The organism is Pseudomonas putida (assembly GCF_001976065.1).
GTDB classification, from domain to species: Bacteria; Pseudomonadota; Gammaproteobacteria; order Pseudomonadales; family Pseudomonadaceae; genus Aquipseudomonas; species Aquipseudomonas serbica.
Genome location: NZ_MNAH01000002.1, coordinates 481,352 through 506,218, shown reverse-complemented (window position 1 = coordinate 506,218; position 24,867 = coordinate 481,352). Strand labels below are relative to the sequence as shown.

Here is a 24,867-nt window from a genome sequence, read left to right as displayed (position 1 = left end):
TTGCTGTTGGGCTATCAGAAGTTAACGCCGAGGCTTAAGGCCACGTAGTCGCGATCGGCATTGGTGTTGAAATCGCCGCCAAAGAAATCCGTGTAGCTGAGGCTCGCGGTATAGAGGTTGGCGTAGTCGGCATCCACCCCGACGCTGATGGCCTTGAGGCCTTCCTCGAAATTCGGGCCATTACCCTCGACGTCATGGGACCAGGCGAGGTTCGGCGCCAGGTTCACCCCGGCAAACACGTTCGGATAGTCGAGTCGACCGCGCAGGCGATAACCCCAGGAATCGGTGGTGTAGAAACCGTGGCTGTTGCATTCCTGTTGCGGGTTGCTCGGCCTCGTCACTCCGGCTGCCGCACCCGGTACCTGGCTCGGCGCACCGGCGCAGGTTTGCGCACCGGTGGCACCAGCTCCTGGGCCCGTCGCCAGTAAGCCTGCGCCGAAAATTGTGCTGCGACCGAAACGCATGTCAGTGCCGTCAGCGTCCCCCAGGCCGTTGATACGGTTGTAGCCCACCTCGCCCACCAGGGTCAGCCGGCTGGCACCCATCACCTGATCGAAGAAACGCGTTGCGCTGAATTGGGTTTGCAGCACCGGCATCCGCACATAGCCGTCCAGTGGAGCACCGGCGACGTTCTGCGAGCGCCCCGCGACAAACGAAGGTGCGTTCTTGTTGCCCGTGGCGGCCAGGTTGAGGTCGGCACCGTTGAGTTGCAGTGGCATATTTGGCCGGTAGCTGATCTCACCCCCCAGCGATGTACCGAGGGCGTTGGTCGCGAAGCTCAAGCCGTAGAGACGAATGTCCTCGGGGTAAACCACATGGTACGTCGCGGTGCGGATCGAGTTGATCGCCCCTGGTACGGTCGCCAGGCCGGCGCCGGTGTTAGTGGTCACGGTGGCGCGGGTGAAGTCCAGGTTGGGGTTACGGCTGTGGTAGTTGAGCAAGTAAGCCCCGAACTCGGTGTCGTTCAGGTCAGGCGCGAACCAGCGCAACGCCACGCCGAACTGGCCGCTGTCTCGGGCATCACGGGTCTTGGTACGCGTCACGTAGGCATCATCGACGCCGCCGCCCTGTGCACCGGAGCCCGCCACTTGCAGGCCTGAGCCGGAGTTGCTGCCAACGCCGGGTGGTAGATCGAGACCGGCGATCACGGCGCGATCGTTGCAGCCTTCGGGCGTAACGTCATTGCCGAAGAAGGTGCCGCAGTTGTCGATCACCGACGGCGCCCATTCGATCTGGTAGAACGCCTCGGCGGTGACGTTTTCCGTCAGGCCCTGGGACACGTACAGCATGTTCACCGGGATCAGCCCTTCCTTGACCTCGGCCCCTGGACGACGCAGCGCTGCCACGTCGATCGGGTTGATGCTGTTGATCGAATTACCGATGAAGGTGCTCTCGCCCCAACTCACCACCTGTTTGCCCAGGCGTACGTTGCCCTGCAATTCGTCGATCGTGTAGTTGTGGTAGACGAAACTGTCGAGGAACATCGCCCCTGACGACTTCGCGGCACGCTGGCGGCCGTGATCGTCGATGTCGTAGAACGGACGAGTCTCGTCCATCAGTTCGAAGTCGTACCAGTACTTGCCGCGCACAAACGCGCCGCTGTCGCCGTATTTCAGTTCCAGGTCATGCACGCCCTTGAAGATCTTCGAGAAGGTTTCGCCCTTCTTGAAATTCAGGCGGTTGTCATCGTTGGTCCGCGACGAGGCGCCCCCCCGAACGCCCTGGGAATTGAAGTTGGAGATGAAATCCGGATCCGGCCCGCGCACCGCCCAACTGGCCCCCACTGACAGCGATGAATCGAAACTGCCCTCAATCTCACCCATATCGAAATTTACAGCGCAAGCCTGCGCGCTAATCCCCAGTGCAACGGCTGCTGCCAGCAGGTGCGGTTGAAAGATTGCGCACTTTGTTGTTTTTGTCATGCGGCTCCCCGAACTACGGTTTGTGTTGGAGCGCCAACAGTAGGGACTGTGCCATCACGCTGACATTCCCTGATGGGGTGATTTCGGGTTACCCGTTTGGGTGATTAGGGGGATGGTGTCGATACGGGAAGTAACGCGGTTCGTCAGTGATTTTGTTTGGTGGCCGGCTCCCACAGTGGATCCGGTGTAGCCGCAAGAGAAGCGCTGACGTTTCAACCGAAAAGGGTATTGCCGGCGATGGCCAGCCTGCGGATGCTGTGGACCGAACGCAAGCGCATCGCCCAAAGGCCCGGGAGAACGACATGTCGCAGTCCCTTTCACCTCTCTCTCTTGAAGCCTGCAAACCGGTCAGCCTGAACGCCGAGGTACCCTCGTCTTCCCCGTGGTTGCTACCACGCCAACATCTGACCGCTCAGTTACTGGAAAAACCGCAACGACTGCGCCTGCTCTGCGCACCGGCAGGTTATGGCAAGACCTCGTTGATCAGACAATGCATGACCCGATCCGTACCGGCACCGCGAATCCTGCAACTCGATCTGGCGGGACAACCCCTGACCCTGGCCCGGTTTTGCACACGCATCGCCGAGCAGCTCGCCGACCTGGCGCAGCCCGTCAATACGGCGGTCGCATTGCTCAGCGGGCTTGAAGGATCGAAACAACCCTGGACCCTGATCCTTGACGATTACCCGGCCAGGGCCGATACCGCACTCGATGCCTGGATCGACCACCTGCTGCTGCATTCCCCCGCCGCGATTGAACTGTGGGTCAGTTGCCGACAACGCCCGGCCTGGAACCTGCCGCGCCTGATGCTCGAGGGTGAACTGCTGGAGCTCGATCACCGGGCGCTGGCCTTTTCCCGCCAGGAGTCCGACGACCTGGTGCGCCGGTTCGCCCCGACAACCGGCGACGCGGGCTGCGAGGCGATCTGGCAGCAGGCTGCGGGTTGGTGCGCGGGCACACGCCTGCTGGTCAATTCGGCAACAGGCGCACGAGCGATGCTGTACGACTACCTGGAACGTGAATTGCTGGCCCACCTGAATGCGGAACAATGCAGCCTGCTGTGCGGCCTGGCCTATTTGCCACGGTTTAACGAAGCCCTGTGCGCCGAGTTGTGGGAGGAACACCACGACACATCATTCCTGGGTGAAATGCTGCGCGCCCATACGTTCTTCCAGCCGCTGGACAGTCAGGGTCAATGGCATTGCATCCTGCCGGCCGTGGCGCAGGCCCTGCAGGGAAGAATCGACCTCAACCCAGTCAATCGACTGCGCCTGCGCGCCTGCCGGGGCTTGAGTGCGGCGGGCTTCATCGAAGATGCCATCGACCTGGCCTTCAGTGCCGGCCGCGCCGATGTGGCCGCCAATTACATGGCCACCCTCAATCCGGACTGGCTGTTGTCGGGGCGCAATCTGCCACGCCTGCTCGACTGGCATGGCCGTTTGCCCGCCGGCTTGCTGACCAGCACGCCGCAACTGGTGGTCCTCAATGCCTGCGCCCTGATGATGAATGTGCGCCTGGATGAAGCGCAGGTTTGCCTGGCGCAACTGAATCGCTTCCTGCCACAACCCACGGCCGAACAGAACCGACGCCTGCTGGCACGCTGGCAAGCCTTGTGCGGCGCCATCAACGGTTTGCAGGGCCACGGCACGCTGGCCACGGAGCACTGCCAGGCAGCACTCGATCACTTGGGTGACGATCAACGCCACATGTCGTTCGTCTGCACGTTCATCCTTGCGCGCCTGGCCATGAGCAACGGCGAAACCGCCCATGCCCAGCAGATCCTGATGCTCGCCGTCGAACAGGCCCGCCGCCAGGGTTGCCTGGTCCGGGAAGTACAGGTCAATATCCAGCGCATCTGCCTGATGATTCTGTGCGGTGAGAGCGATCTGGCCGAGCGCCTGTTGCAGCACAACCTGTCATTGCTACAGGCCGACGGCGACCGGCATGTGATGTTGCTTGGACGCTTGCGGGTGTTGCAGGGCAAGTTGCATTTGCAGCGCGCAGAACTTGATGAGTGCGAGCGCCTCCTGCATCAGGCCATGCAACTGGCCAGCGGTCATTACCTGTCCATCCTGCAAGCCCTGATGGGCCTGTCGCAAGTGTCCGCCTGCCGGGGCGATTTCCAACAGGCCTGCGCCTTCCTGCAGGACGCCGAGCGCCTTATGCAATGCGCCAATGTCCAGGAAAGCAGCTATCGCGGGGTGCTCAATCTGCAGACGCTGAGCGTATTGATCCTTCAACGGAACTGGCAGCAGGCCCTGCTCATGGCGCAGATGACCGAGCAATATCTGCGCGGCTCTGCCGCACGGCTGACCAGCGTGCAGGTGCCGTCGTTGCCGGTGCACAGTCAGCTGCTACTGGCCATCGTCGAACAGGCCGTGGGGCAAAACCGGGATGCCTGCAGGCGCCTGGAAACGGCGCTGCGCGAATGCCAACGCCTGAACTTCCATGGGCTTGAAGCCAAGGCACTGCGCCTGTTGCAACACTTCTCCCAGGACGCTGGTGCGGCCCAACCGACCCGGCCGTCGAGGGCGAACGCCGGCAACTTCAACCTGGTGGTCAGCGAAACCCGGTTGGCCCCGCCAGGTCAACCCACGGTCAACAGCAAACGCGATGATCGGCTCACGAGCCGGGAGATGGCGGTGCTGGAGTTGCTCGCCGAAGGCTTTTCAAACCGTGAGATCAGCGAGCGCCTGTACATCTCGACCAATACGGTCAAGGCACACATCAAGCACGTCAACGAAAAACTGGGCGTCACCCGACGCGCCCAGGCCGTGATGCGGGCCAAGGCGACCGGTGTGCTGCTGTGAGAGAAAGGCTTCGGATGGGCAATCCAGCAACCCCCGCGCCCTGGCGATAGCGACAGCTTGCGCCTGGCCGTGGGCGTGAAGCTTGCGATAGAGATTGCGCAGATGGACCTTTACCGTGTGCGCGGAAAGCTGCAAGTGCTCGGCAACCGTGATAATCGGGTGGCCGCGGGCAACCAGACGAATCACCTGACACTCACGCTCGGTCAGCGCCGCGCTTTCCCGGATTTCTGCCCTGGACGGCGTGTCATTGCGGTGTGCAAAGCGCTTGAGCAGGTCGTCGACGAACCCCTGCACCTGCTGTGGCGGCGTCAAGCGACGCAGCAACGCGGCCAGACGGGGGCCCTCTTCGACAAAGGTGCTGCACCAGCCCTCCTCGTAGGCGAATGGCAACACCCCGCTCAACTGCGCCATCGCCGCATTCTGTCGACCCTGGCCATCAAGGGCCATGGCCAACAGCAAGCGCAGCTTGAGCGTGCGGCGCAAACGGCCGCGCTGCCGCGCGTGCTCAATGTCCGGTTGCAACGCTGCAATGGCCTGGTCGAAACGGCCCTGGGCGATGTGCAGGCGCACGTGGGCGATGGTTGGGGTATCGACGTCGTTGGCGACGAAAAACCGCTCCGTATCGGCCCAGTCGCCATATCGATCAACTTGAGCCAGCGCTTGCGCCGCCGCTTTGGCGCGACCGTCCAGCGTCGCGACACGGGCACGCTCGATCCACACTGAACACCGGATGCGATGGCAAGCCTTGTCCCGCGCGGTCTGCTCAAGTACGGCGAGGTGATGGTGGCTGACCGACTGATCACCCCAGGCCCAGGCGATACGCGCCATGAGCAGACGGCTGAGGATCCAGGCATCCGCTGGAGAATCGTCAGGCCTGCATGACAGGTTTTGAGTGAGCACGCGTTGCGCTTGCGCGAGCTCGCCACTCTCATACAGCACCAGGGCACGCACACTATCGGCTTGCGTGTCAGCCGGGGCATAACATTCCAGGCGCAGGCGCGCCGTCGCCAGGCCTCCCTGGCTGAGGTCGATGAGGCTTTCCAGCGCCGTCGCCGCGTAGGCCAAGCCATCCACGCCCTGCCCGATCGCCCGGGCCAGCCTGCGCCTTGCCTCGTCGAACCGACCGAGGGCCATCAGGCGCGAGGCTGCCCGCAGGGTGATTGCGACGTCCAGACGCTACGACTTCCAGACTGCCGCAAGGTCGCCGGCGTCGAGTGCTGTCATGATCCCTGCCGTGTGCTCGCCATGGGCCGGGATCGAGCCTGGCACCTCGAGCCGACCATCGAACCGTGGCGCGGGGCTGGTTTGCAACAAGCCGTCGCGTTCGAAGTACACGCCCCGCTCCACCATATGCGGGTGCTGCGAGGCCTCGCGGGGACTCAGGACCGGGGCAAAGCACACGTCGGTGCCTTCGAGCAGGTCGCACCAGTGTTCCCGCGGCTGGCTGGCAAACACCTCGGCCAGCAAGCCGCGCAGTTCCTCCCAGCGGCTCATGTCCCACTGTTTGGCGAAACGCGGATCATCCTGCAAGCCGAGCTTGTCGAGCAGCAGCGCATGGAACTGCGACTCCATCGAGCCCACGGCCACGTACTGGTCGTCGGCGCAGCGGTAAGTCGCGTAGAAATGCGAGCCGTCGTGCACGCTTTTACCCCGTTGCTCCTTGAGCAACCCTCGACCATTGAGCGACAGCATCAACTGCATCATGTGCGCCGAGCCGTCGACGATGGCCGCATCGACCACGGTGCCCTTGCCGGTCTGCCGCGCATTGAGCACACCGGCCAGGATGCCGATCGTCAGGTACAGCGCACCGCCACCGATATCACCGATCAGGGTGATGGGAGACGACGGCGCTTCGTTGGCGGTACCGCAGTGATAAAGCGCACCGGACAGGGCGATGTAATTGTTGTCATGACCCGCGACACTGGCCATCGGACCGTGCTGCCCCCAACCGGTCATGCGCCCGTAGACCAGGCGCGGGTTTCGCGCCTGGCAGTCCTGCGGGCCGAGACCCAGGCGCTCCATGACGCCCGGGCGCATGCCTTCGATCAGCACGTCGGCGCTTTCGATCAACTTCAGGACCAGATCACGGCCTTCCGGGCTTTTCAGGTCAGCGACCACCGAACGCTTGCCGCGGTGAATCGGATTGGCCGGGGCCTTGCCCGTCATGCCGATCGGCACCGGTTTTTCACGTTCGACTGCGATCACATCCGCGCCCAGGTCCGCCAGATGCATGGCACAAAACGGCCCTGGGCCGATCCCGCATATTTCTACGATCTTGATACCTGAAAGCATTTCTTTCCCTCGTTCGTGGTGACCAGGCGACGGGCGCTGGACGCCCTGGGTGCCCGATTGCGACTGCGCCATCAATAGTGGACACGCTAGCAAAGCCCGCCGCGAAGCGTGGCCCCCCGCCACGGGGGGCTCGGGACTGAACCCCGGGTTGGTTACTCTAAGACTTCATCCTCAAGCCATAACAACAATAGAAAGGAAGAACATATGTTTGCTCTACGTTCCCATTGGACGCTGCTGGCGGGCCTGCTGACGGTTCCGACGCTGGCCCTGGCCCAGGTCGCACCGGCCAACCCTTATCTGGCGCAGTCCTACAACAACCAGACCCATTGGAACGATGGGGCCTCGGACAGCACCGACATCGCCGTGGCGCGTGGTGCTTACAAAATGACCCCGGACGCCTACCGTGTATTGCCCAATGAGTCGGGCAGCCTGGTGCAGTACAGCGACAAGGTTGGCGATACCGACCTGTACTGGTTCTGGGCCGGTTTTTCGCTGCGCAAGGTGAAGATCGCGGACGACTTCAAGTTCACCGAAGTGGCCCGCGTCGACCTGCCGGTCAAACTGCCCAATTACCAGCCGATCACCCCTGAACAACGTCTGGAGCAAGCCGCGCAAACCCGCAAGTTTCTCGAGGCCAAGGACGAGAAAGGTTTGCTCGATTACATGAGTGCGCAACCGAACCGCATGTTGACCGGCACCACTGACCAATTGTTGGGCGGCGCTATCTATTCCCTGCTGACCCGCGACGATGCCTTCATTGGTGCCAGCGCTCGCCGGGTGTTCCGCATCGACCAGAACGATCACAAGGACCCGAGCTCCGGCATGAAGCTCACCCGGGAAGTGCAGCTTCCGGATGAACTGTTCAACAATGAAAAGACCAAGAACGGTGTCGGCGTGCCGATGGACACCACCTTCGGCATGGGCATGACCCCCAACGGCTTCCTGGTCGTCAATACCATGGGCGGAACCGTCGCTACCCTCGACCGCACCACACTAAAACTGATCGACAGCTATCGCGTGCAAGGCAGCGACGAATTGTTCCTCAACTCCTTCGCCACCGGCCCGGAAGTCGATGGCGGCGCGGTGTATGTCGCGTCCAACCAGAACATGTACCGCCTGGTAGTCGACAAGCAGGGCAAGATCCACGCGGACGAAGCCAGTGGTGCCTGGAAGGCACCATACGAGCGAGGGCCACGCTTCACGTCAATCAAGATTGCCGACGGCACCGGCTCTACACCGACGCTGATGGGCTACGGTCCGGACGAAGACAAACTGGTGGTGTTCACTGACGGCGCGAAAAAGATGAACATCGTCGCCATGTGGCGCGACGGGATCCCGGCCGGCTGGAAGCAGAAGCCCGGCACTTTGTCGCCGAGGGTGGCCGACCAGCGTGTCGTCGACATGGGTCCGAACGTGCCAACCGTGCAATCGGAACAATCGGTGGCGGTGTATGACGGGCACGCGTTCGTGGTGAACAACATCCCTGCCGTGGAAAAACCGGTACTGGCCAGGTCCGGCTACTACGTGACCATGCTCAACGGCATGACCCGCCCTGCCCCGAGCGGCGTGGCAATGTTCAAGTGGGACAATGCCAAGGACCAGTGGGACACCTTGTGGACCCGTGACGACGTGGGCTCGATCTCGATCGTACCGATGATCAGCGGTGGCAGCCGCATGGCGTTGATCAACGGTTTCTACGCCGGTCGACTGGGTGAAGGCTTCCACATCGGCATGGACCTGGACACCGGCAAGACCGTGCTGGAAATCGCCACCGGCAGCGACCCCGTGTTCAACGGCATGTACGCGCCGATGAAGGTCGATACGCAGGGCCGCCTGATGTATGGCATGGCCTTCGGCATGGTGCTGATGGACACCAACCGCATGCAGAAAGTCGAACAGGTCGCCAAGAGCGAGTAACCGCGATCCTTCAGCCAGCGACGCCGGCCCCTCTTTGAGGGGCCGGCGTTTTTTATGCAATTAACATATCCCTGCGCAGATCCACTGTGGGAGCGAGCCTGCTCGCGAAGGGGCCGGCTTATTCGACATCAGCGGCGACTGACACTCAGCCTTCGCGAGCAGGCTCGCTCCCACAATTGTCCTGTGTACTCATTATTGGCAGCATAAAAAAACCGGGCGCATGGCCCGGCGAAACAAGGAGCTAGGTTTGGCAGCATGCGCCGCCGGATGTATCAGGCGCGACCGTAAAGGGTCACCACGCAAGCCCCCCCCAGGCCCAGATTGTGCGCCAGGGCCAGGTTGGCGCCTTCGACCTGGCGTTTGTCGGCGTTGCCTCGCAACTGTTGGGTCAGCTCGTAGCATTGCGCCAAGCCGGTCGCTCCCAGCGGGTGTCCCTTGGACAGCAGGCCGCCGGACGGGTTGGTCACCACCTGGCCGCCGTAGGTGTTGTTGCCGTCAAGAATGAACTGCTCGGCGCAGCCCACATCGCACAGGCCCAGGGATTCATAGGTCAGCAGCTCGTTATGGGCGAAGCAGTCGTGCATCTCGGCGACGCGAATGTCCTGCGGGTCGACGCCGGCCTTTTCGTAGACTTCCCTGGCAGCGCGCTGCGCCATGTCGAAACCGACCACCTCGATCATCGAACGGGTTTCGAAGCAGATCGGTTTGTCGGTCGTCAACGATTGCGCGAGGATCACCACGTCCGTGCGCAGGCCATGTTTCCTGGCGAACGCTTCGGAACAGATGATCGCCGCCGCTGCGCCGCACGTTGGCGGGCAAGCCATCAGGCGGGTCATCACCCCCGGCCACATCACCATGTCGTTCATCACGTCTTCGGTGGTCACGACTTTGCGGAACAGCGCCAGCGGGTTGTTGGCGGCGTGGCGGCTGGCCTTCGCGCGGATCGCGGCGAAGGTGCTCATCTGCGTGCCGTATTTTTGCATGTGTTCGCGACCGGCCCCGCCGAACATCCGCAGCGCGCTAGGGATCTCAATATCGGCGGTGAGCTCGTCGATCACCGATTGCGTCATGTGCGTGGTGGCACGGGGGCGATCTTCCCAGTTGCCTTTCAGGGCGCCGGGTTGCATCTGCTCGAAACCGAAGGCCAAGGCACATTCGACTGCCCCGCTTTCCACGGCCTGACGCGCCAGGAACAGGGCGCTGGAACCGGTGGCGCAGTTGTTGTTGACGTTGATCACCGGGATGCCGCTCATGCCCACTTCATAGAGCGCGGCCTGGCCGCTGGTGGAATCGCCATACACGTAGCCGGCATAGGCTTGCTGTACCAGTTTGTAGTCAACGCCTGCGTCTTGCAGCGCCAGGCGAATCGCCTGGGAGCCCATTTCGATGTAAGTACCGCTGGTACCAGGCTTGACGAACGGAATCATGCCGACGCCGACAACGTAAGGTTTTTGCGACATTGCTTCTCTCCAGATTCAGTGAACGGGACGCAGGGGGAAGCCGTTCGCCCTCATCGAGGGCGAACGGCAATGGTTCGAATGACTTAGCGAATACCGGCGTTACGCAGCGCTGCCGGGGTGAAATCGCCCATGGTCGGTTGATAGGCGTAATCGGTGCCGCGCTTGTTCTCGTTGCCCAGGTTGGACACCAGGTAGCGGCCTGCCATCAGGTCGTACACGCCCATCGCGGCATACACGGCGACGCCCTGCTGGTAATCGTTGACCAGGTAACCCTCGCTGACCCGCCACAGCTGCCCGCGACCGTCGTACTGGTCGATTTCCACCGCCGCCCAGGTGTCCTCGTCGAAATACATGTGACGCTTGGCGTAGATATGGCGCTGACCTGGCTTGAGCGTGCCCTCCACCTCCCATACCCGGTGCAGTTCATAGCGGGTCAGGTCCTGGTTGATGTGGCCAGGTTTGATGATGTCCGCGTATTTCAACTTCGGCGACTGCAGCAGGTAGTTGTTGTAAGGGACGTATACCTCCTTTTTGCCGATGAGCTTCCAGTCGTAGCGATCCGGCGCGCCGTTGTACATGTCGGCGTTGTCGGCGACTCGCATGCCATCGGCGGCGGTGCCCGGGCCGTCATAAGCCACTTGCGGGGCCCGGCGCACGCGGCGCTGACCGGCGTTGTAGGCCCAGGCCATGCGCGGCTCCTTGACCTGGTCGAGGGTCTCGTGGATCAACAGCACACTGCCGGCCATCCGTGCCGGTGCGGTCACGGTCTGCTTGACGTAGAACAGGATGTTGGCGGCGTCCTCCGGCTTGGCGTCGGCCATTTTCCACGGCAGCCCCGTCGCCATTTCGATGTCGACGATGGTGTAGTCACCGTTGACCTGCGGTGTCGCCTGGGCCTGGCGGTTGATGAAGTTGGTGCCCCGCGAGCGTGTCAGGTGGTTCCACACCACTTCCAGGCCGGTTTTCGGAATCGGAAACGCGTAGTAACGCGACTGCTCGAAGTTCTTCAACGAGTAGCCGTCGTTGGTCGCCTCGGTGGTCACCGCGCTTTTCTTCACCGCGTCGTAGACCTCCTTCGGCGCCGATGCCGTGCGCTGGGTCTTGTACACGGGGATCTTGTAGCTGTCGGGGTAGCGCTGGAACATCGCCAGTTGCCCGGCGGTCAGGTTGGCCTTGTACTGCGCGGCATTGGCGGCGGTGATCACGAACTGCGGCTTTTCCCCTTCGAAGGGGTTGCCGAGAAAGTCGTTGGTCAATGGCGCGGCGCCGGGCTTGAGGCCACCGGTCCAGGCGGGAATGGTACCGCTGGCATTACCCGCCTTTTCCCCGCCCAGGGGCGTCAGTGTGGTGCCCAGTTGTGCCGCTTCCTGGGGGGATACGGCGGCCATCACGCTGGAAGCGATCAGGCTCAGGGTCAAGGTGCAGGCTTTAATCAGAGTGCTTGATTGCATTTTTATTATCTCCGTCTGACCCGTGTCAGAAGTTCACGCCGAAGCTGAGGGCGACGTAGTCGCGATCAGTGTTGGTATTCCACTTGCCACCGAAGTAATCGGTGTAACTGAGGCTCGCGGTGTAGGTGTTCATGTAGTCGGCATCCACGCCCAGGCTGATGGCCTTGTTGCCTTCCTCGAAATTGGGACCCACGCCATTGACGTCATGGGACCAGGCCAGGTTGGGCGACAGGTTGATACCGGCAATCACGTTGGGGTATTCGAGCTTGCCGCGCAGGCGATAGCCCCAGGAGTCGCTGGTATAGAAACCGTGGCTGTTGCATTCCTGCTGCGGGTTGCTCGGCCGGGTCACGCCAGGCTGGCCCGGCACCGGTGTGGCCTGGCCCACGCAGACGGCCTGATTGACCAGTTCGCCTGCGCCGAACGCGGTGTTGCGACCGAAACGTTCCTCGCTGCCGTCGCTTGCGCCCAGGCCATTGATGTGGTTGTAGCCGACCTCGCCCACCAGGGTCAGGCGCTCGGAACCGAATACCTGGTCGAAGAACCGGGTGGCGCTCATCTGCGCCTGCAGTACCGGCATGCGCTTGTAGCCCTCGACGCTGGCGCCTGCGACATTGGCAGACTGACCACCGACGAACAGCGGCGAAGCGGCGTTACCCACGGCCGCCAGGTTGATGTCGGCGCCGTTGAGGTTCAATGGCATGTTCGGCCGGAAACTCACCTCGCCGCCCAGGGAAGTACCCATCGCGTTGGTGGCGAAGCTCAGGCCATACAAGCGCACATCTTCGGGGTAGACCACGTTGTAGCTGGCGCTGCGAATCGCCGTCACCGCGTTGGCGGTATTGGTCGCGCGGGTAAAGTTCAGGCTCGGGTTGCGGCTGTGATAGTTCATCGCATAGGCGCCGAACTCGGTGTCGTTGAGCTCTGGCGCGTACCAGCGCAAGGCCAGGCCGAACTGGCCGCTGTCCCGGGCGTCCTTGGTCTTGGTGCGCGGGATGTAGGCGTCATCCGCAAGGCCAGGGGCCCCGGTGTTGTTGGCCACGCCCGGTGGCAGGTCGAGACCTGCCAGCACGGCGCGGTCGTTGCAGCCTTCGGGCGTGACGTCGTTGCCGAAGAAGGTGCCACAGTTGTCGATCACCGACGGCGCCCATTCGATCTGGTAGAACGCCTCGGCGGTGACGTTTTCCGTCAGGCCCTGGGACACGTACAGCATGTTCACCGGGATCAGCCCTTCCTTGACCTCGGCCCCYGGACGACGCAGYGCTGCCACGTCGATCGGGTTGATGCTGTTGATCGARTTACCGATGAAGGTGCTCTCGCCCCAACTCACCACCTGTTTGCCCAGGCGTACGTTGCCCTGCAATTCGTCGATCGTGTAGTTGTGGTAGACGAARCTGTCGAGGAACATCGCCCCTGACGACTTCGCGGCACGCTGGCGGCCGTGATCGTCGATGTCGTAGAACGGACGACTCTCGTCCATCAGTTCGAAATCGTACCAGTACTTGCCGCGCACAAACGCGCCGCTGTCGCCGTATTTCAGTTCCAGGTCATGCACACCCTTGAAGATCTTCGAGAAGGTCTCGCCTTTCTTGAAATTAAGGCGGTTGTCATCGTTGGTCCGCGACGAGGCGCCCCCCCGAACGCCCTGGGAGTTGAAGTTGGAGATGAAATCCGGGTCCGGTCCCCGTGCAGCCCAACTGGCGCCAACCGATAGCGCGGAATCGAAACTGCCTTCGATTTCACCGATGCTGAAATCCTTGGCAAAAGCCTGTGGGGTGACCGCCGCAGCGACGGCGACTGCCAGCAGGTTTGGGTAGCAAGCTCTACGCAATCTCGTAATGCTCATGCGTCCTCCGATTGAATTGACACAAGGAGACCCGTGCGCACCGGTGGATGCGCTTGAGCTCCTGGCGTTGGAAATAAGATGCGCGGCCGCAACGACCGCGCGGCATGGGTTCAGGCGATCCCGCGTTGCTGGTTTTCCCAGAAGGGTTTGCGCAGTTCGGTCTTCAGCACTTTGCCGACACTGGTCAGCGGCAGTGTTTCGCGGAACTCGACACTGCGCGGTACTTTGTAGCCAGCAATCCGCTCGCGGCAGTGGGCTATGATTTCTTCGCTGCTGGCCTTGATGCCAGGCTTGAGAATGATCACCGCATGCACGGTCTCGCCCCACCTCTGGCAGGGGATGCCGATCACAGCGCTTTGTGCCACCGCGGGATGGCTGCCGATGGCGGCCTCAACTTCCCCGCAGTAGACGTTTTCGCCACCACTGACCACCATGTCCTTGAGCCGGTCGCAGATGTAGATGAAACCGTCCTCGTCCATGTAGCCGCCATCACCGGTGTGCATCCAGCCGCCGCGCAACGCCTCGGCAGTGGCCTCGGGTTTTTTCCAGTAACCGAGCATCACGTTCGGGCCGCGCACGATGATTTCACCCACGGTGCCGCGCGGTACTTCGTTGTCATCGGCGTCTACGACGCGAATTTCCACGCAGTTCACCGGCAGGCCGGCCGAGTACATCTTGCCGCTCGCCTGGTGCTCCGCGCTGTGATACTCGCTGTCGAGGAGCGCCGCTGCCGGGGAGAGTTCGGTCATGCCGTAGCCTTGGGAGAAACTGGCATCGGTGAACACCGCGCGTGCCCGGTCCAGCAAGGCCGGGGTAATGGTGGAGGCGCCGTAGATGATCCGATTGAGGGAGCTCAGGTCCAGATCCCGACCCTGTTCCTGGTGCCAGTCCAGCAGCATCTGGATCATGGTTGGCGCGAGCAGCACCTCATTGGCTTTCTCTTGGTCAATGGCACAGAGAACGCCTTGCGCGGTAAAGGTCTGCAAGACCGCATGGGTCGCGCCACTGATGAAACAGGACGTCATCGCCGCGAAGTCCGCCAGGTGAAACATCGGCATCGCATGGAGGAATGTCGTCCCCGGCTTGCAACGTCCGGCGATCAAGGAGTTCATCGCCGAGAACGCCACATTGCTATGGCTGAGCATCACCCCTTTAGGTTGGCCGGTAGTGCCGCCGGTGTAGAAAATGCCCAGCAAGGCATCACCGCTGCGGCGCGCATCTTCCACCGGCTCGCTGAGCTCGATCAGGGTTTCGTAGTTGAGCATCCCCGGTGGTGTTTCGCCGTCACCGGCGTAGATCACCACATGCACGGTTTGCGCCTGTTCGCGCACCATGGCGCCTAAAGCTTTGTGGTGATCGTCGACGATCAGCACCGTGGTTTCGGAGTCGTCCAGCGAATAGACGATCTCCGCCACACTCCAGCGAAAGTTCACCGGATTGACCACGGCATCGGCCCACGGCACAGCCTGGTAATACTCGATGAAGCGTTGCGAGTTGAACGACAGCATGGCCACGCGATCGCCACTGCCGACACCCAGGCCTTTCAATGCACCGGCCAGGCGCGCGACGCGATCACCGAACTCGGCATAGGTGATGCTGCGGCCCTGGGAACGGACGGCCACGGCATTGGGACGTTGCTGCAGATGACGGTGCAGCCCTTGAGTGATGTACATGAAAACTCCAAATTGCTTTTTTATTATTCAATCGATTTGGAACTATCGACGCGGCTGTCGGGCCGACCACAGTCGGGGTCGGCCCTGTTGTCACAACGAACGCGCAACGACCTCGCGCTGAATCTCGTTGGAACCGCCATAAATGCGTGCTACCCGCGCATCGGCCCACATCCGCCCGATCGGGTATTCGTTCATGTAGCCGTAGCCACCGAACAGTTGCAGGCAGCGATCGAGTACTTCGCCCTGGCGTTCGGTCAGCCAGAACTTGCCCATCGACGCCAGGGTGGTGTCGAGGGTGCCGTCGATCCAGCGCTGGATGATCAGGTCGACAAAGGTCCTGGCCGCCAAGACCGTCGCCTTGGCGTCCGCCAGCACGAAGCGGCTGTTCTGGAAGTCGATCACCGGTTTGCCGAAGGCCTTGCGATCCTTGGTGTATTCCACGGTCAGGCGCAGGGCGCGTTCCATCACCGCTACGGCGCCGACGCCGATCTGCGCGCGCTCGTACGGCAGCTGACTCATCAGGGTGTAGAACCCTTGCCCTTCCACTTCGCCAAGCAGGCAATCGGCCGGCACTTCAACGTCGTCGAAGAACATTTCCGAAGTGTCCTGGGCGTGCATGCCGACTTTGCTCAGCAGCTTGCCGCGGCGGAAACCCGGGGTGTTGGTGTCGACCATGAACAGCGACACGCCCTTGGCACCCTGGGTGATGTCGGTCTTGGCGATCACCAGCACCATGTCGCAGGTCTGGCCGTTGCTGATGAAGGTCTTGGCGCCGTTGATGACGTACTTGTCGCCCTGCTTCACGGCGCGGGTGCGCACCGATTGCAGGTCGGAACCGGCACCCGGTTCGGTCATGGCAATGGCGCAGATGATTTCGCCGGAACCGATCTTCGGCAGCCAGTGCTTCTTCTGCGCTTGAGTACCGGATTCGAGGATGTAGTGCGCCACGATGTGGCTCAGGCCAAGGCCCAGGCCGCCGCCGAAGGTACTCATGGCGTTGACCACGCACACGTAGTGGCCGATGTCGCCTCCCGCACCGCCGTACTCTTCCGATACATCCGGAAGGATCAGGCCCAATTCACCGGCCTTGAGCCACGCGCTACGATCGGCGAAGTGCTGCTCACGCCACTTCAGCTCGTTGGGCTCCATGTATTCCTTGCCGAAGCGCATGACCATGTCGTTGAACGACTCCAGGTCCTCGGTCATCCACGGGGAGCGGTAATTTTCCAGCATTTCAAACACCTCATGTTCTTGGGCTTGTTACCCGCGGGCGGGCAACAAGCTCGACGAATCGTTGGCCCCGCTAACCAGGGCACACACCGCGACAGTCTTAGAAGTTGGAACCTGGACCACCGCCGCAGTAGATGACCTGGCCGGAGCAGAAGTTGGATTCCGGCAGGCAGAACATCACCACTGCACCCGCGGCTTCTTCCGGTTTGCCGACTCGACCCAACGGGATGGTGGAGGCCACACCGTCCAGGCGCGCCTGCTGCACGCCGACCTTGATTTCGCGACCTTCGATATTGACGGTCTTGCTGTCGTCGCCAGCCAGGGCCTGGGTCAGGCGCGTATCGATCAAGCCGAACGCGACGGCGTTGACGTTGACTTTCAGGCGACCCCACTCCTTGGACAGGGTCTTGGTCAGGCCCAGAATCCCGGATTTGCCCGAGGAGTAGTTGGACTGGCCCACGTTGCCGCCAGCAGCGCCGGAGGAGATGTTCACCACCTTGCGCAGCACTTCACGACCTTCGGCGGCTTCTTTCTTGGCCAGGGCGCTGATGATCGGCTGGGCGGCACGCAGGATGCGGAACGGTGCGGTCAGGTGGCAGTCGATGACCGCGTACCACTGCTCGTCGCTCATCTTCTGGATCACGTTGTCCCAGGTGAAACCGGCGTTGTTGACGATGATGTCGATAGAGCCGTAGGCCTTGACGGCGGTCTGCACGAAACGGTCAGCGAAGTCCGGCGCCGTGACGCTGCCCACGCACGCCACAGCTTCTCCGCCAGTGGCACGGATCTCGGCGACCACTTCCTCAGCCGGTTCAGCATCCAGGTCGTTAATCACGACTTTCGCGCCGTAGGCGGCCAGTTGCAGGGCGACTTCACGACCAATGCCACGGCCGGAGCCGGTAACCAGAGCGACTTTACCTTCAAGCTTTTTCATTTTTTATTGTTCCTGTGAAATAGGGTTAAGGGGTTCAGGCCAGGGCCACGACAGCTTCGCCGGCGAGCTTTTCTTCGCCGTACTGGTTGGCGCAACGGATCTGCAGGCGCACGCGTTTCTCACCGTTCTCTTCGAATTTGTCGGTGATGGTTCCGGTGCAGGTCGGGATATGTCCCAACTGGGTGATGCCGGTGAAGCGGATCGACAGGCTGCGCACTTGTTGCTGCGGTACCCATTGGGTCAACAGGCGACCGAGGTAAGCGGCCGACAACATGCCGTGGGCAAACACGTCGGGCATGCGCGATTTACGGGCGAAGTCGATGTCGATGTGGATCGGGTTGTGATCACCCGACGCGCCGCAGTACAGCGCCAGGGTGGTGCGGTTGACCGGTTGCAGCTCCAGCTGCGGGATCACATCGCCAATCTGGATATCGGAAAATTGCACGTGGGTGGTGTTAGAGAGCGTCATCGACATTTCCTCAACGCTGTACGAGGGACGAGCGGACATCGGCGATGTGTACGCCGTCCTGGTTGGTTACCCGCGATTCCATGACCACGAATTGCAGGGCCCCGCCCTTTTTCTCGTAGACATCGGTGATGCTGGCGTCGAAGGTCAGCACGTCACCGGCATAGGCCATGGCGTGGTAGACGAAGGACTGTTCGGCGTGCAGGATGCGGCCCAGGTCAAAGTTGCACAGCTTGAGGAAAGCGCTCAGGTCGCGACCTTCACCTTCCAGGCACTTGAGAAAGGTCGGCGGTACCGGCAGGGCCTTGTGGCCCGCGGCGATGGCCGCCGCCTCGCTGGTGTACAGCGGATCGGTTTCGCCGATCGCCTTGGCGAAGAAGCGCAGGCGGCCCTTCTCCACATCGACGCTGAATTTGTCGAGCTTGTGCCCGATCAGGCTCTTGTCAGCCATGTGTCTCACTCCTCTTGTTGTTATGGAAAAACTCAGTTGCGGCCGTACATCGTGATGACGCAGGCGCCGCCCAGGCCGAGGTTGTGTTGCAAGGCGATGTTCAGGTCTTCGACCTGGCGTTTGTCGGCGGTACCGCGTAACTGATGGGTCAGCTCATAGCACTGGGCCAGGCCGGTGGCGCCCAAGGGGTGGCCCTTGGAAAGCAGGCCGCCGGACGGGTTGGTCACCACCTGGCCGCCGAAGGTGTTGTCGCCATCGAGGACGAACTGTTCGCCGCCACCGACTGCGCACAGGCCCAGGCCTTCGTAGGTCAGCAGTTCGTTGTGGGCGAAGCAGTCATGCAGCTCCACGGCGCGCACGTCCTGCGGGCCGACGCCGGCCTGCTCGTAGACCAGTTGCGCGGCGCGCTGGGTCATGTGGAAGCCGGCATAGGCGATCATCGACGGCGGATCGAAGGACTCCACCGGATCGGTCACCATCGACTGCGCGAGAATCACCACGTCACTGCGCAGGCCGTGTTTCTTGGCGAAGGCAGGCGAGCAGATGATCGCCGCCGCGGCGCCACAGGTCGGCGGGCACGCCATCAGGCGGGTCATCACACCCGGCCACAGCAGCTGGTCATTCATCACGTCTTCGGTGGTCAGCACTTTCTTGAACAGCGCCAACGGGTTGTTCGCGGCATGGCGGCTGGCCTTGGCGCGGATGGCAGCGAAGGTTTCCATGCGGGTGCCGTACTTCTGCATGTGTTCGCGACCGGCACCGCCGAAGGTTTTCAGTGCACGCGGCAAGTCGACGTCGCGGGTCAGGCCTTCCAGCACGTGGACCACACTGGCCCGGGTCTGTGGACGGTCATCCCAGTGCGACTTGAGCGCGCCAGCCTGCATCTGCTCGAAACCCAGGGCCAGCACGCACTCGGCCTGACCGCTCTGTACGGCAGCGCGGGCCAGGTAAAGCGCGGTGGAACCGGTGGAGCAGTTGTTGTTGACGTTGACGATCGGGATGCCGGTGCGGCCCACTTCATACAGGGCAGTCTGGCCGCAGGTGGAGTCGCCAAACACGTAACCGGTGAAGGCCATCTGCACCTTGTCGTACGCGATACCGGCGTCCTTCAGGGCCAGGCGCACGGCTTCGGCGCCCATGTCGGTGTAGCTGGGGCTGGCACCCGGCTTGGCGAAGGGGATCATGCCGACCCCGGCGACTACGACTTTTTCACTCATGGATGAATTTCCTTTTGGCATACACGTTCGGTTGTCGTACCCGCCGGCCGGTAGGTTCTTGTGGGATTCATCCTAGGTTCGCCCCCAACGGTGCTACGACCGTCGAAGGGATGAAGTTGCGGAGGTAGTGGGACGCGTTCCAAGGAACGTTGGGAGGGAGTAATTCGATGAAGACAGTTGTGGGAGCGAGCCTGCTCGCGAAGGCGGTGTGTCAGGCGAAATGGATGTTGAATGCGCCGGACCCTTCGCTGGCAAGCCAGCTCCCACAATGATTTTGGGTGGCCGCAGGTTTTGCATTCAACCGCAGTTACAGGAAAGTACCTTCCTACTCCCCCGAAACATCCCTTCGAACGATCCCCCGCCTACTCCGCAGCATCATCCCTTCGGCGCTCGCTGAAAATCCGCGCTGCGCCCAGCATGGCAAGAGTCCCCGTCCCATCACCTACCGAGGATTCACATGAGCGAATACAGACCCGCATGGCTGACCGAAGACCTGGCGATCTTCCAGGAATCGGTTCGTCGTTTTACCGCCGAGGAACTGGTGCCCCACGAAGAGCGTTGGGCCAAACAGCAGCACGTGGACCGTGAAACCTGGCTGAAGGCCGGCGAGATGGGCATGTTGTGCCCCGCGATCCCGCAAGAGTACGGCGGCGGCGGTGGCAGCCACGCGCACAACGCGATCATCGGCTACGAACTGGCCCGTGGGATCGCCACCAGCCTGGGCACCAACGTCCATAGCGCCATCTGCGCGCACTACATCCTGCGCTACGCCAGCGAAGAGCAAAAACAGCGCTGGTTGCCAAAAATGGCCACCGGTGAGATGGTCGCGGCCATCGCCATGACCGAGCCCGGCGCCGGCACCGATTTGCAGAACGTCAAGACCAAGGCCATCCGCGAGGGTGATCACTACGTCATCAATGGCTCCAAAACCTTCATCACCAATGGCTTCCACGCCGACCTGGTGCTGCTGGTGTGCAAGACCGACCCCTCCCTGGGTGCCAAGGGCATGTCGATCATTGGCCTTGAAGTCAAGGATCTGCCGGGCTTCCGCCGTGGACGGATCCTCGACAAGATCGGCCAGAAAGGCCAGGACACCTCGGAGCTGTTCTTCGATGACGTGCGTGTGCCGGTGGCCAACCTGCTCGGCCCGGAAGAAGGCAAGGGTTTCATCCAGCTGATGCAGCAACTGCCCGAGGAACGCATGTTCATCACCATGAACGCCCTGGGCTCCATGGAACGCGCGGTAGAGGAAACCATTAAGTACAGCAATGACCGCAAGCTGTTCGGCAAGCCATTGCTGGACATGCAGAACACCCGCTTCAAGCTGGCGGAAATGCAGACCACCGTGACCATTGCCCGCACCTTTGTCTTCGACTGCCTGGACAAGATGGTCAAGCACGAACTGGACCCGACCACGGCCGCCATGGCCAAGTGGTGGACCTCCACCCAAGCCTGCCAGATCATCGACGAATGCCTGCAACTGCACGGTGGCTACGGCTACATGATGGAGTACCCGATCGCCCGGTTGTACGTGAACACCCGGCCGATGCGCATCTACGGCGGCTCCAACGAAGTCATGAAAGAGCTGATAGCCCGCACCTTGTAAACCGACACCGGTTAATCAAGGTGCACACACTGTGGGAGCGAGCCTGCTCGCGAAGACGATTGCACGGTCGACACGTGTGTTGCCTGACTGTCCGCTTTCGCGAGCAGGCTCGCTCCCACAGGATTTGAAGTGAGCAGCGCCTTGGGTGATCGGCACTCACCACTGCACGCGCACAATGAGCACATGCCAATGAATTCAATCCCTGAACCCTTCGAAGCGGCCGCCCACGAAGACAGTCCGCCTGCCGGATTCCTGCCAATGGGTCGCGTCGGTTTCGTGGTGCATTGCACCGGCCTTTACGTCAATGAAGAACGCTCGGTGCTGGCTGCTCGTATCCGCCCCGAACACCTGAATCCGCTGGGCATCGCCCATGGCGGTTTTCTTGCGACTCTGGCCGACACCGCATTCGGCCGGGCCCTGCGGCTTGCGGCGGCCACCGACTTGCCGCCAGCGACCATCAACCTGAGCATGGACTACCTGAGACCGGCCAATCTGGGCGCATGGGTTGAAGCCCACGTCCAGATTCACCGGATCGGGCGCTCGTTGTCCCATGCCAGCCTCGACCTGCTCGATGGCGAACGCCTGGTGGCCCGGGGCAAGGCGACCTTCATCGGCAATACCCCAAGCCTGCACGGCAACCCGCGCCAGGGCTGATCAAACCTGGGGGTTGCCGGGAAGCTTCAGTTCCAGGTCGCGTACCTTGGCGATGGCCTCGTCGCGCCCGGTGACCTCCAGCTTGTAGAAAATATTCTTCATGTGCCACTTCACCGTTTCCGGTGACAGGTTCAGCACCCGGGCGATCTTCTTGTTGGGCAGCGCCTGGGCCACCAGGCTCATCACGTCAAGTTCGCGAATGCTCAGTACGCTGGCGGTCCCGGTGTCCGGCGCCGGCTGGCTGCTGGCGTCAGCCGTACCGGCGACGACGAGCAAGCGTTGCGCGTAGAACGTCAACACCGGGTCCAGGACATGCTCGGCCCTCAACGCTTCGAGTAGCGCAGCAACCCCCGGCCCCGCATCCAGCAGGCTGCGCACCAGCCCCAGGCGATGGCCCTGACGCAACGCTTCGATCAGTTGCTCGCGCGCCTGATCCACGTGCCCCCTGCCCTGTTCGATCATGGCCATTTGCACACGCATCGCCACCACCCGCCGCCAACGGCGGCTATTCTGTGACGTCTCGATCAGCGCCGGCAAAGGCTCGGCCGCCGCCAAAAAATCCCCGGAATGCAGGGACCGTTCAATCTCGGCCCGGCGCGCGATGATCCGAACTTCCAGTTCAGTGCCCGATTGCGCCGCCTGGTGTGGTTGCGACGTCTGCAGGATGCGCTGTAACGCGCCGTCCGCCGCGGATTCGTCGCCGGTCTGCTGCAACCAGCGCATGCGCACCAGCAGCGCACAGACCAGTAGACGGTCCAGGTCATAACGGCTCGCATACTGCTCCAGGCGGTCCAGCCAGCCCATGGCTTCGGGGTGTCGCCCGGCCAGCCACTGGGCCATGGCCAGCGTCTGCATGCATTGCAATACGGTGTCGGGGATCGCCACCTGCTCCAGCAGTTTCATCCGTGGCTCAAGCAGCTGGCAGGCGGCGTGGTAATCGCCCTGCTCGTACAACGCCGTACCGAGCAGACCGGCGGCCATGGTGCTGACCACCAGATAGGCCACCCCATGTTTTTCGGCCTCTTCCAGCACTTCACGGTAGAGGTGCTCGGCCTGGGTGGCGCGGCCTTCGAGCGCCAGGCTCATGCCACTCATGCAGCGCCCCAGCAGGCTGCGGCGCGGCGAACCGAACGGCCGCTCGCCGCCCTCGAGGACCTTGCGCGCTTTGTCGAATTCGCCCTGGTACATGTACAGCCAGGCCAGGGTGTTGCTGCGCCCCGACCAGGAAAAGTCGTCGGCATTGTCCGGGATCGCCAGCAATTCAGGGAGGATCGCCAGCATTGCCGCCGTATCGTCCTGGTGAATCGCCTGGCTGCCCTTGAGCACCGTCACTGCATGGCGCTGCCGGGGGTCGAGCCTTTCGTGATGGGCTTGCAGATGCTGTAAGGTCTGCTGCAACGCCTGGAAATTGCGCGAGTACAGTTGCAGATGAGCCATCACCACCTGCAAGCCGAAACGTTCGGCGGTCTGTTCCGCCGGCAAGCCCTTGAGCAAGCCTGAGATCTGGCTGAGGTTGCCCTTGGCCAGCAAGTCATAGGCGCAGGCTTCGACGATATCGGCCGCCGCCTCGCAATCACCGGCGCGCACGGCGTGACGCACCGCTTCATCAAGGTGCTCGTGTTCGGTGAACCAGCCCCGCGCAACGGCGTGCAGCACCTGTTCCTGTTGCGGTCGCGCCGCCAGCCGGGCGCGCAATACGCTGCCCAGCAACGGATGCAGGCGGTACCAGGTCTCGCGGTCGTGGCTCTTGACCTGGGTGATGAACAGATTGTCGCCATCGAGTCGGGCCAACTGGGTCATCATGCCGGCGATGGCGTGGGGCTGGCCAAGCAGGGTTGCGCACAACGAAGCGCAGAAGCGTTCGCAGATCGATGCGCAGGTGAGCAGGCGCAGATCTTGCGGTGCAAGGCGCACCAGCACTTCGCGTTCGAAATAGTCGGCAAAGCCGATGGCGTCGCGAATTTGCACGCGGTCGAAGCGCGTCATCTGCTTGGCCTTGAGGTCGACGGCAAACAATTGCAGGCCGGCGACCCAGCCATCGGTCAGCTCGTGCAGCGTCGCCGCGTCGCGGGCATCGATGGCGCCCAGGTGTTCACGCAGGAAAAGCTCCGATTCGCTGCGACTGAAGCGCAGGTCGCGCAGGTCGAATTCGCTGACTTGACCCCGTGCACGCAAGGCGGCCAGTGGAAATGGCAGGGCCGCCCGAGTGCCGAATACCAGGTGCAGGTTTTGCGGGGCGTAGTCGATCAGCCATTGCAACGCCTGGACGATGCGCGGCTCCTGCAGATGTTGCATGTCATCGAGCATCAGCACCAGTTCACGCGAATGCTGGGCGATGCCCTGCACCAGGGTGATGATCCAGTGCTCGACCGCCATGTCCTGGTTATCACGACCGAGCAGGATGCCGGCATCGCGCACCTGCTCCGGCAGCACTTGCGCCAGGCTCGCTTGCAGGCAATGGCTGAAGCGGCCGAGTTCGTCGTCTTCGGCGCCCAGCGACAGCCAGGCCACCTCGAAATTCATCGCCAAAAGTTCCCGGCGCCAGGCCAGCAACGTGCTGGTCTTGCCACACCCGGCAGGGCCCTGGATCACCACGCAACGCTGGCGCCGGACCTCTTGCAGGCGCAGCAGCAGGCTCTCACGAGGCACCAGCCGCCGGGCCCCGCGTGGCGGTACGACCTTGGTGTCGGCGATGGACTGATCAGCGTCGGCCGAGGAACGAAGGTCGGTGTTTTTGCGGGGGGGTAACGACATGGGAGAACACTTCCGGAATGGCGGGCCAGGCGACAAACGATGTAGGACAAAAGCTGTCCCGACTGCATGTATTTTCGCAGCTCATTGTAGGGCCTGGCTCGACATTTGCCGATACGGCTTTCGTCCGAAGACGGCCTTACAGCCAACCTTGATTGTGTGGCTGGACCCTGATCCCCTGGCTCCC

Annotated in this window: 16 protein-coding genes and 1 pseudogene; 4 read left to right on the top strand and 13 right to left on the bottom strand. The window is 62.2% G+C overall.

All coding sequences use genetic code 11. The features are described 5' to 3' along the window. Positions 1 to 14: 14 nt before the first annotated feature. The gene (locus tag BKX96_RS08865) at positions 15 to 1,922 is read right to left on the bottom strand and encodes a DUF1302 domain-containing protein (protein ID WP_077183415.1); all 1,908 of its coding nucleotides are present in this window, start codon (positions 1,920 to 1,922) and stop codon (positions 15 to 17) included. A gap of 302 nt (positions 1,923 to 2,224) precedes the next feature. Between BKX96_RS08865 and BKX96_RS08860 the strand changes: the two genes are divergently transcribed. Then, complete coding sequence (locus tag BKX96_RS08860; RefSeq protein ID WP_077183413.1) at positions 2,225 to 4,732, top strand: LuxR C-terminal-related transcriptional regulator; 2,508 nt, start codon at positions 2,225 to 2,227, stop codon at positions 4,730 to 4,732. 54 nt (positions 4,733 to 4,786) lie between these two features. Here the strand turns inward: BKX96_RS08860 and BKX96_RS32835 are convergent. Together BKX96_RS32835 and BKX96_RS08850 are read right to left on the bottom strand one after the other, a co-directional pair. Further along, positions 4,787 to 5,866: pseudogene (locus BKX96_RS32835) on the bottom strand (LuxR C-terminal-related transcriptional regulator); the annotation flags it as partial. A 42-nt stretch (positions 5,867 to 5,908) separates the two neighbouring features. Further along, positions 5,909 to 7,024 carry a CaiB/BaiF CoA transferase family protein gene (locus BKX96_RS08850; RefSeq protein ID WP_077183409.1) on the bottom strand — a complete coding sequence of 372 codons (1,116 nt, stop codon included), beginning with the start codon at positions 7,022 to 7,024 and terminating at the stop codon, positions 5,909 to 5,911. 204 nt (positions 7,025 to 7,228) lie between these two features. Here BKX96_RS08850 and BKX96_RS08845 point away from each other — a divergent pair, with 204 nt between their 5' ends. After that, complete coding sequence (locus BKX96_RS08845; RefSeq protein WP_052760662.1) at positions 7,229 to 8,941, top strand: hypothetical protein; 1,713 nt, start codon at positions 7,229 to 7,231, stop codon at positions 8,939 to 8,941. Positions 8,942 to 9,213: 272 nt separating this feature from the next. Here BKX96_RS08845 and BKX96_RS08840 read toward each other — a convergent pair whose 3' ends face one another. The 9 genes from BKX96_RS08840 to BKX96_RS08800 form a co-directional block, all read right to left on the bottom strand. Next, positions 9,214 to 10,401 carry a lipid-transfer protein gene (locus BKX96_RS08840; RefSeq protein WP_077183408.1) on the bottom strand — a complete coding sequence of 396 codons (1,188 nt, stop codon included), beginning with the start codon at positions 10,399 to 10,401 and terminating at the stop codon, positions 9,214 to 9,216. An 83-nt stretch (positions 10,402 to 10,484) separates the two neighbouring features. Beyond that, positions 10,485 to 11,852, bottom strand: coding sequence for a DUF1329 domain-containing protein (locus BKX96_RS08835; RefSeq protein WP_077183407.1), 1,368 nt, complete (start codon positions 11,850 to 11,852; stop codon positions 10,485 to 10,487). Between the two features lie 25 nt (positions 11,853 to 11,877). Next, positions 11,878 to 13,698, bottom strand: coding sequence for a DUF1302 domain-containing protein (locus tag BKX96_RS08830; protein WP_046819224.1), 1,821 nt, complete (start codon positions 13,696 to 13,698; stop codon positions 11,878 to 11,880). Positions 13,699 to 13,808: 110 nt separating this feature from the next. After that, a complete protein-coding gene (locus BKX96_RS08825) occupies positions 13,809 to 15,371 on the bottom strand; it encodes a long-chain-fatty-acid--CoA ligase (protein ID WP_046819225.1) in 1,563 nt (520 codons plus the stop codon). Positions 15,372 to 15,461: 90 nt separating this feature from the next. Beyond that, the gene (locus BKX96_RS08820; protein ID WP_046819226.1) at positions 15,462 to 16,604 is read right to left on the bottom strand and encodes an acyl-CoA dehydrogenase family protein; all 1,143 of its coding nucleotides are present in this window, start codon (positions 16,602 to 16,604) and stop codon (positions 15,462 to 15,464) included. Between the two features lie 97 nt (positions 16,605 to 16,701). Beyond that, positions 16,702 to 17,535 (bottom strand): SDR family NAD(P)-dependent oxidoreductase, encoded by an 834-nt coding sequence (locus BKX96_RS08815; RefSeq protein ID WP_046819227.1) that lies wholly within the window; start codon positions 17,533 to 17,535, stop codon positions 16,702 to 16,704. 34 nt (positions 17,536 to 17,569) lie between these two features. Then, positions 17,570 to 18,004 (bottom strand): MaoC family dehydratase, encoded by a 435-nt coding sequence (locus BKX96_RS08810; protein ID WP_143512399.1) that lies wholly within the window; start codon positions 18,002 to 18,004, stop codon positions 17,570 to 17,572. Between the two features lie 10 nt (positions 18,005 to 18,014). Continuing rightward, positions 18,015 to 18,452 (bottom strand): MaoC family dehydratase N-terminal domain-containing protein, encoded by a 438-nt coding sequence (locus tag BKX96_RS08805; RefSeq protein WP_077183406.1) that lies wholly within the window; start codon positions 18,450 to 18,452, stop codon positions 18,015 to 18,017. Between the two features lie 32 nt (positions 18,453 to 18,484). After that, on the bottom strand, positions 18,485 to 19,669 hold the full coding sequence (locus tag BKX96_RS08800) for a lipid-transfer protein (protein ID WP_046819230.1): 1,185 nt from the start codon (positions 19,667 to 19,669) through the stop codon (positions 18,485 to 18,487). 457 nt (positions 19,670 to 20,126) lie between these two features. On the opposite strand from BKX96_RS08800, the gene BKX96_RS08795 reads away from it, so the two are divergent. Beyond that, the gene (locus tag BKX96_RS08795) at positions 20,127 to 21,275 is read left to right on the top strand and encodes an acyl-CoA dehydrogenase family protein (RefSeq protein ID WP_046819231.1); all 1,149 of its coding nucleotides are present in this window, start codon (positions 20,127 to 20,129) and stop codon (positions 21,273 to 21,275) included. A 189-nt stretch (positions 21,276 to 21,464) separates the two neighbouring features. Next, positions 21,465 to 21,929: a PaaI family thioesterase gene (locus tag BKX96_RS08790; protein ID WP_052760663.1), complete on the top strand. Its 465-nt coding sequence runs from the start codon at positions 21,465 to 21,467 to the stop codon at positions 21,927 to 21,929. On the opposite strand, the gene BKX96_RS08785 is transcribed toward BKX96_RS08790, so the two are convergent. Beyond that, positions 21,930 to 24,683 carry a winged helix-turn-helix domain-containing protein gene (locus BKX96_RS08785; RefSeq protein WP_077183405.1) on the bottom strand — a complete coding sequence of 918 codons (2,754 nt, stop codon included), beginning with the start codon at positions 24,681 to 24,683 and terminating at the stop codon, positions 21,930 to 21,932. It abuts the gene before it with no gap. Positions 24,684 to 24,867 lie beyond the last annotated feature (184 nt).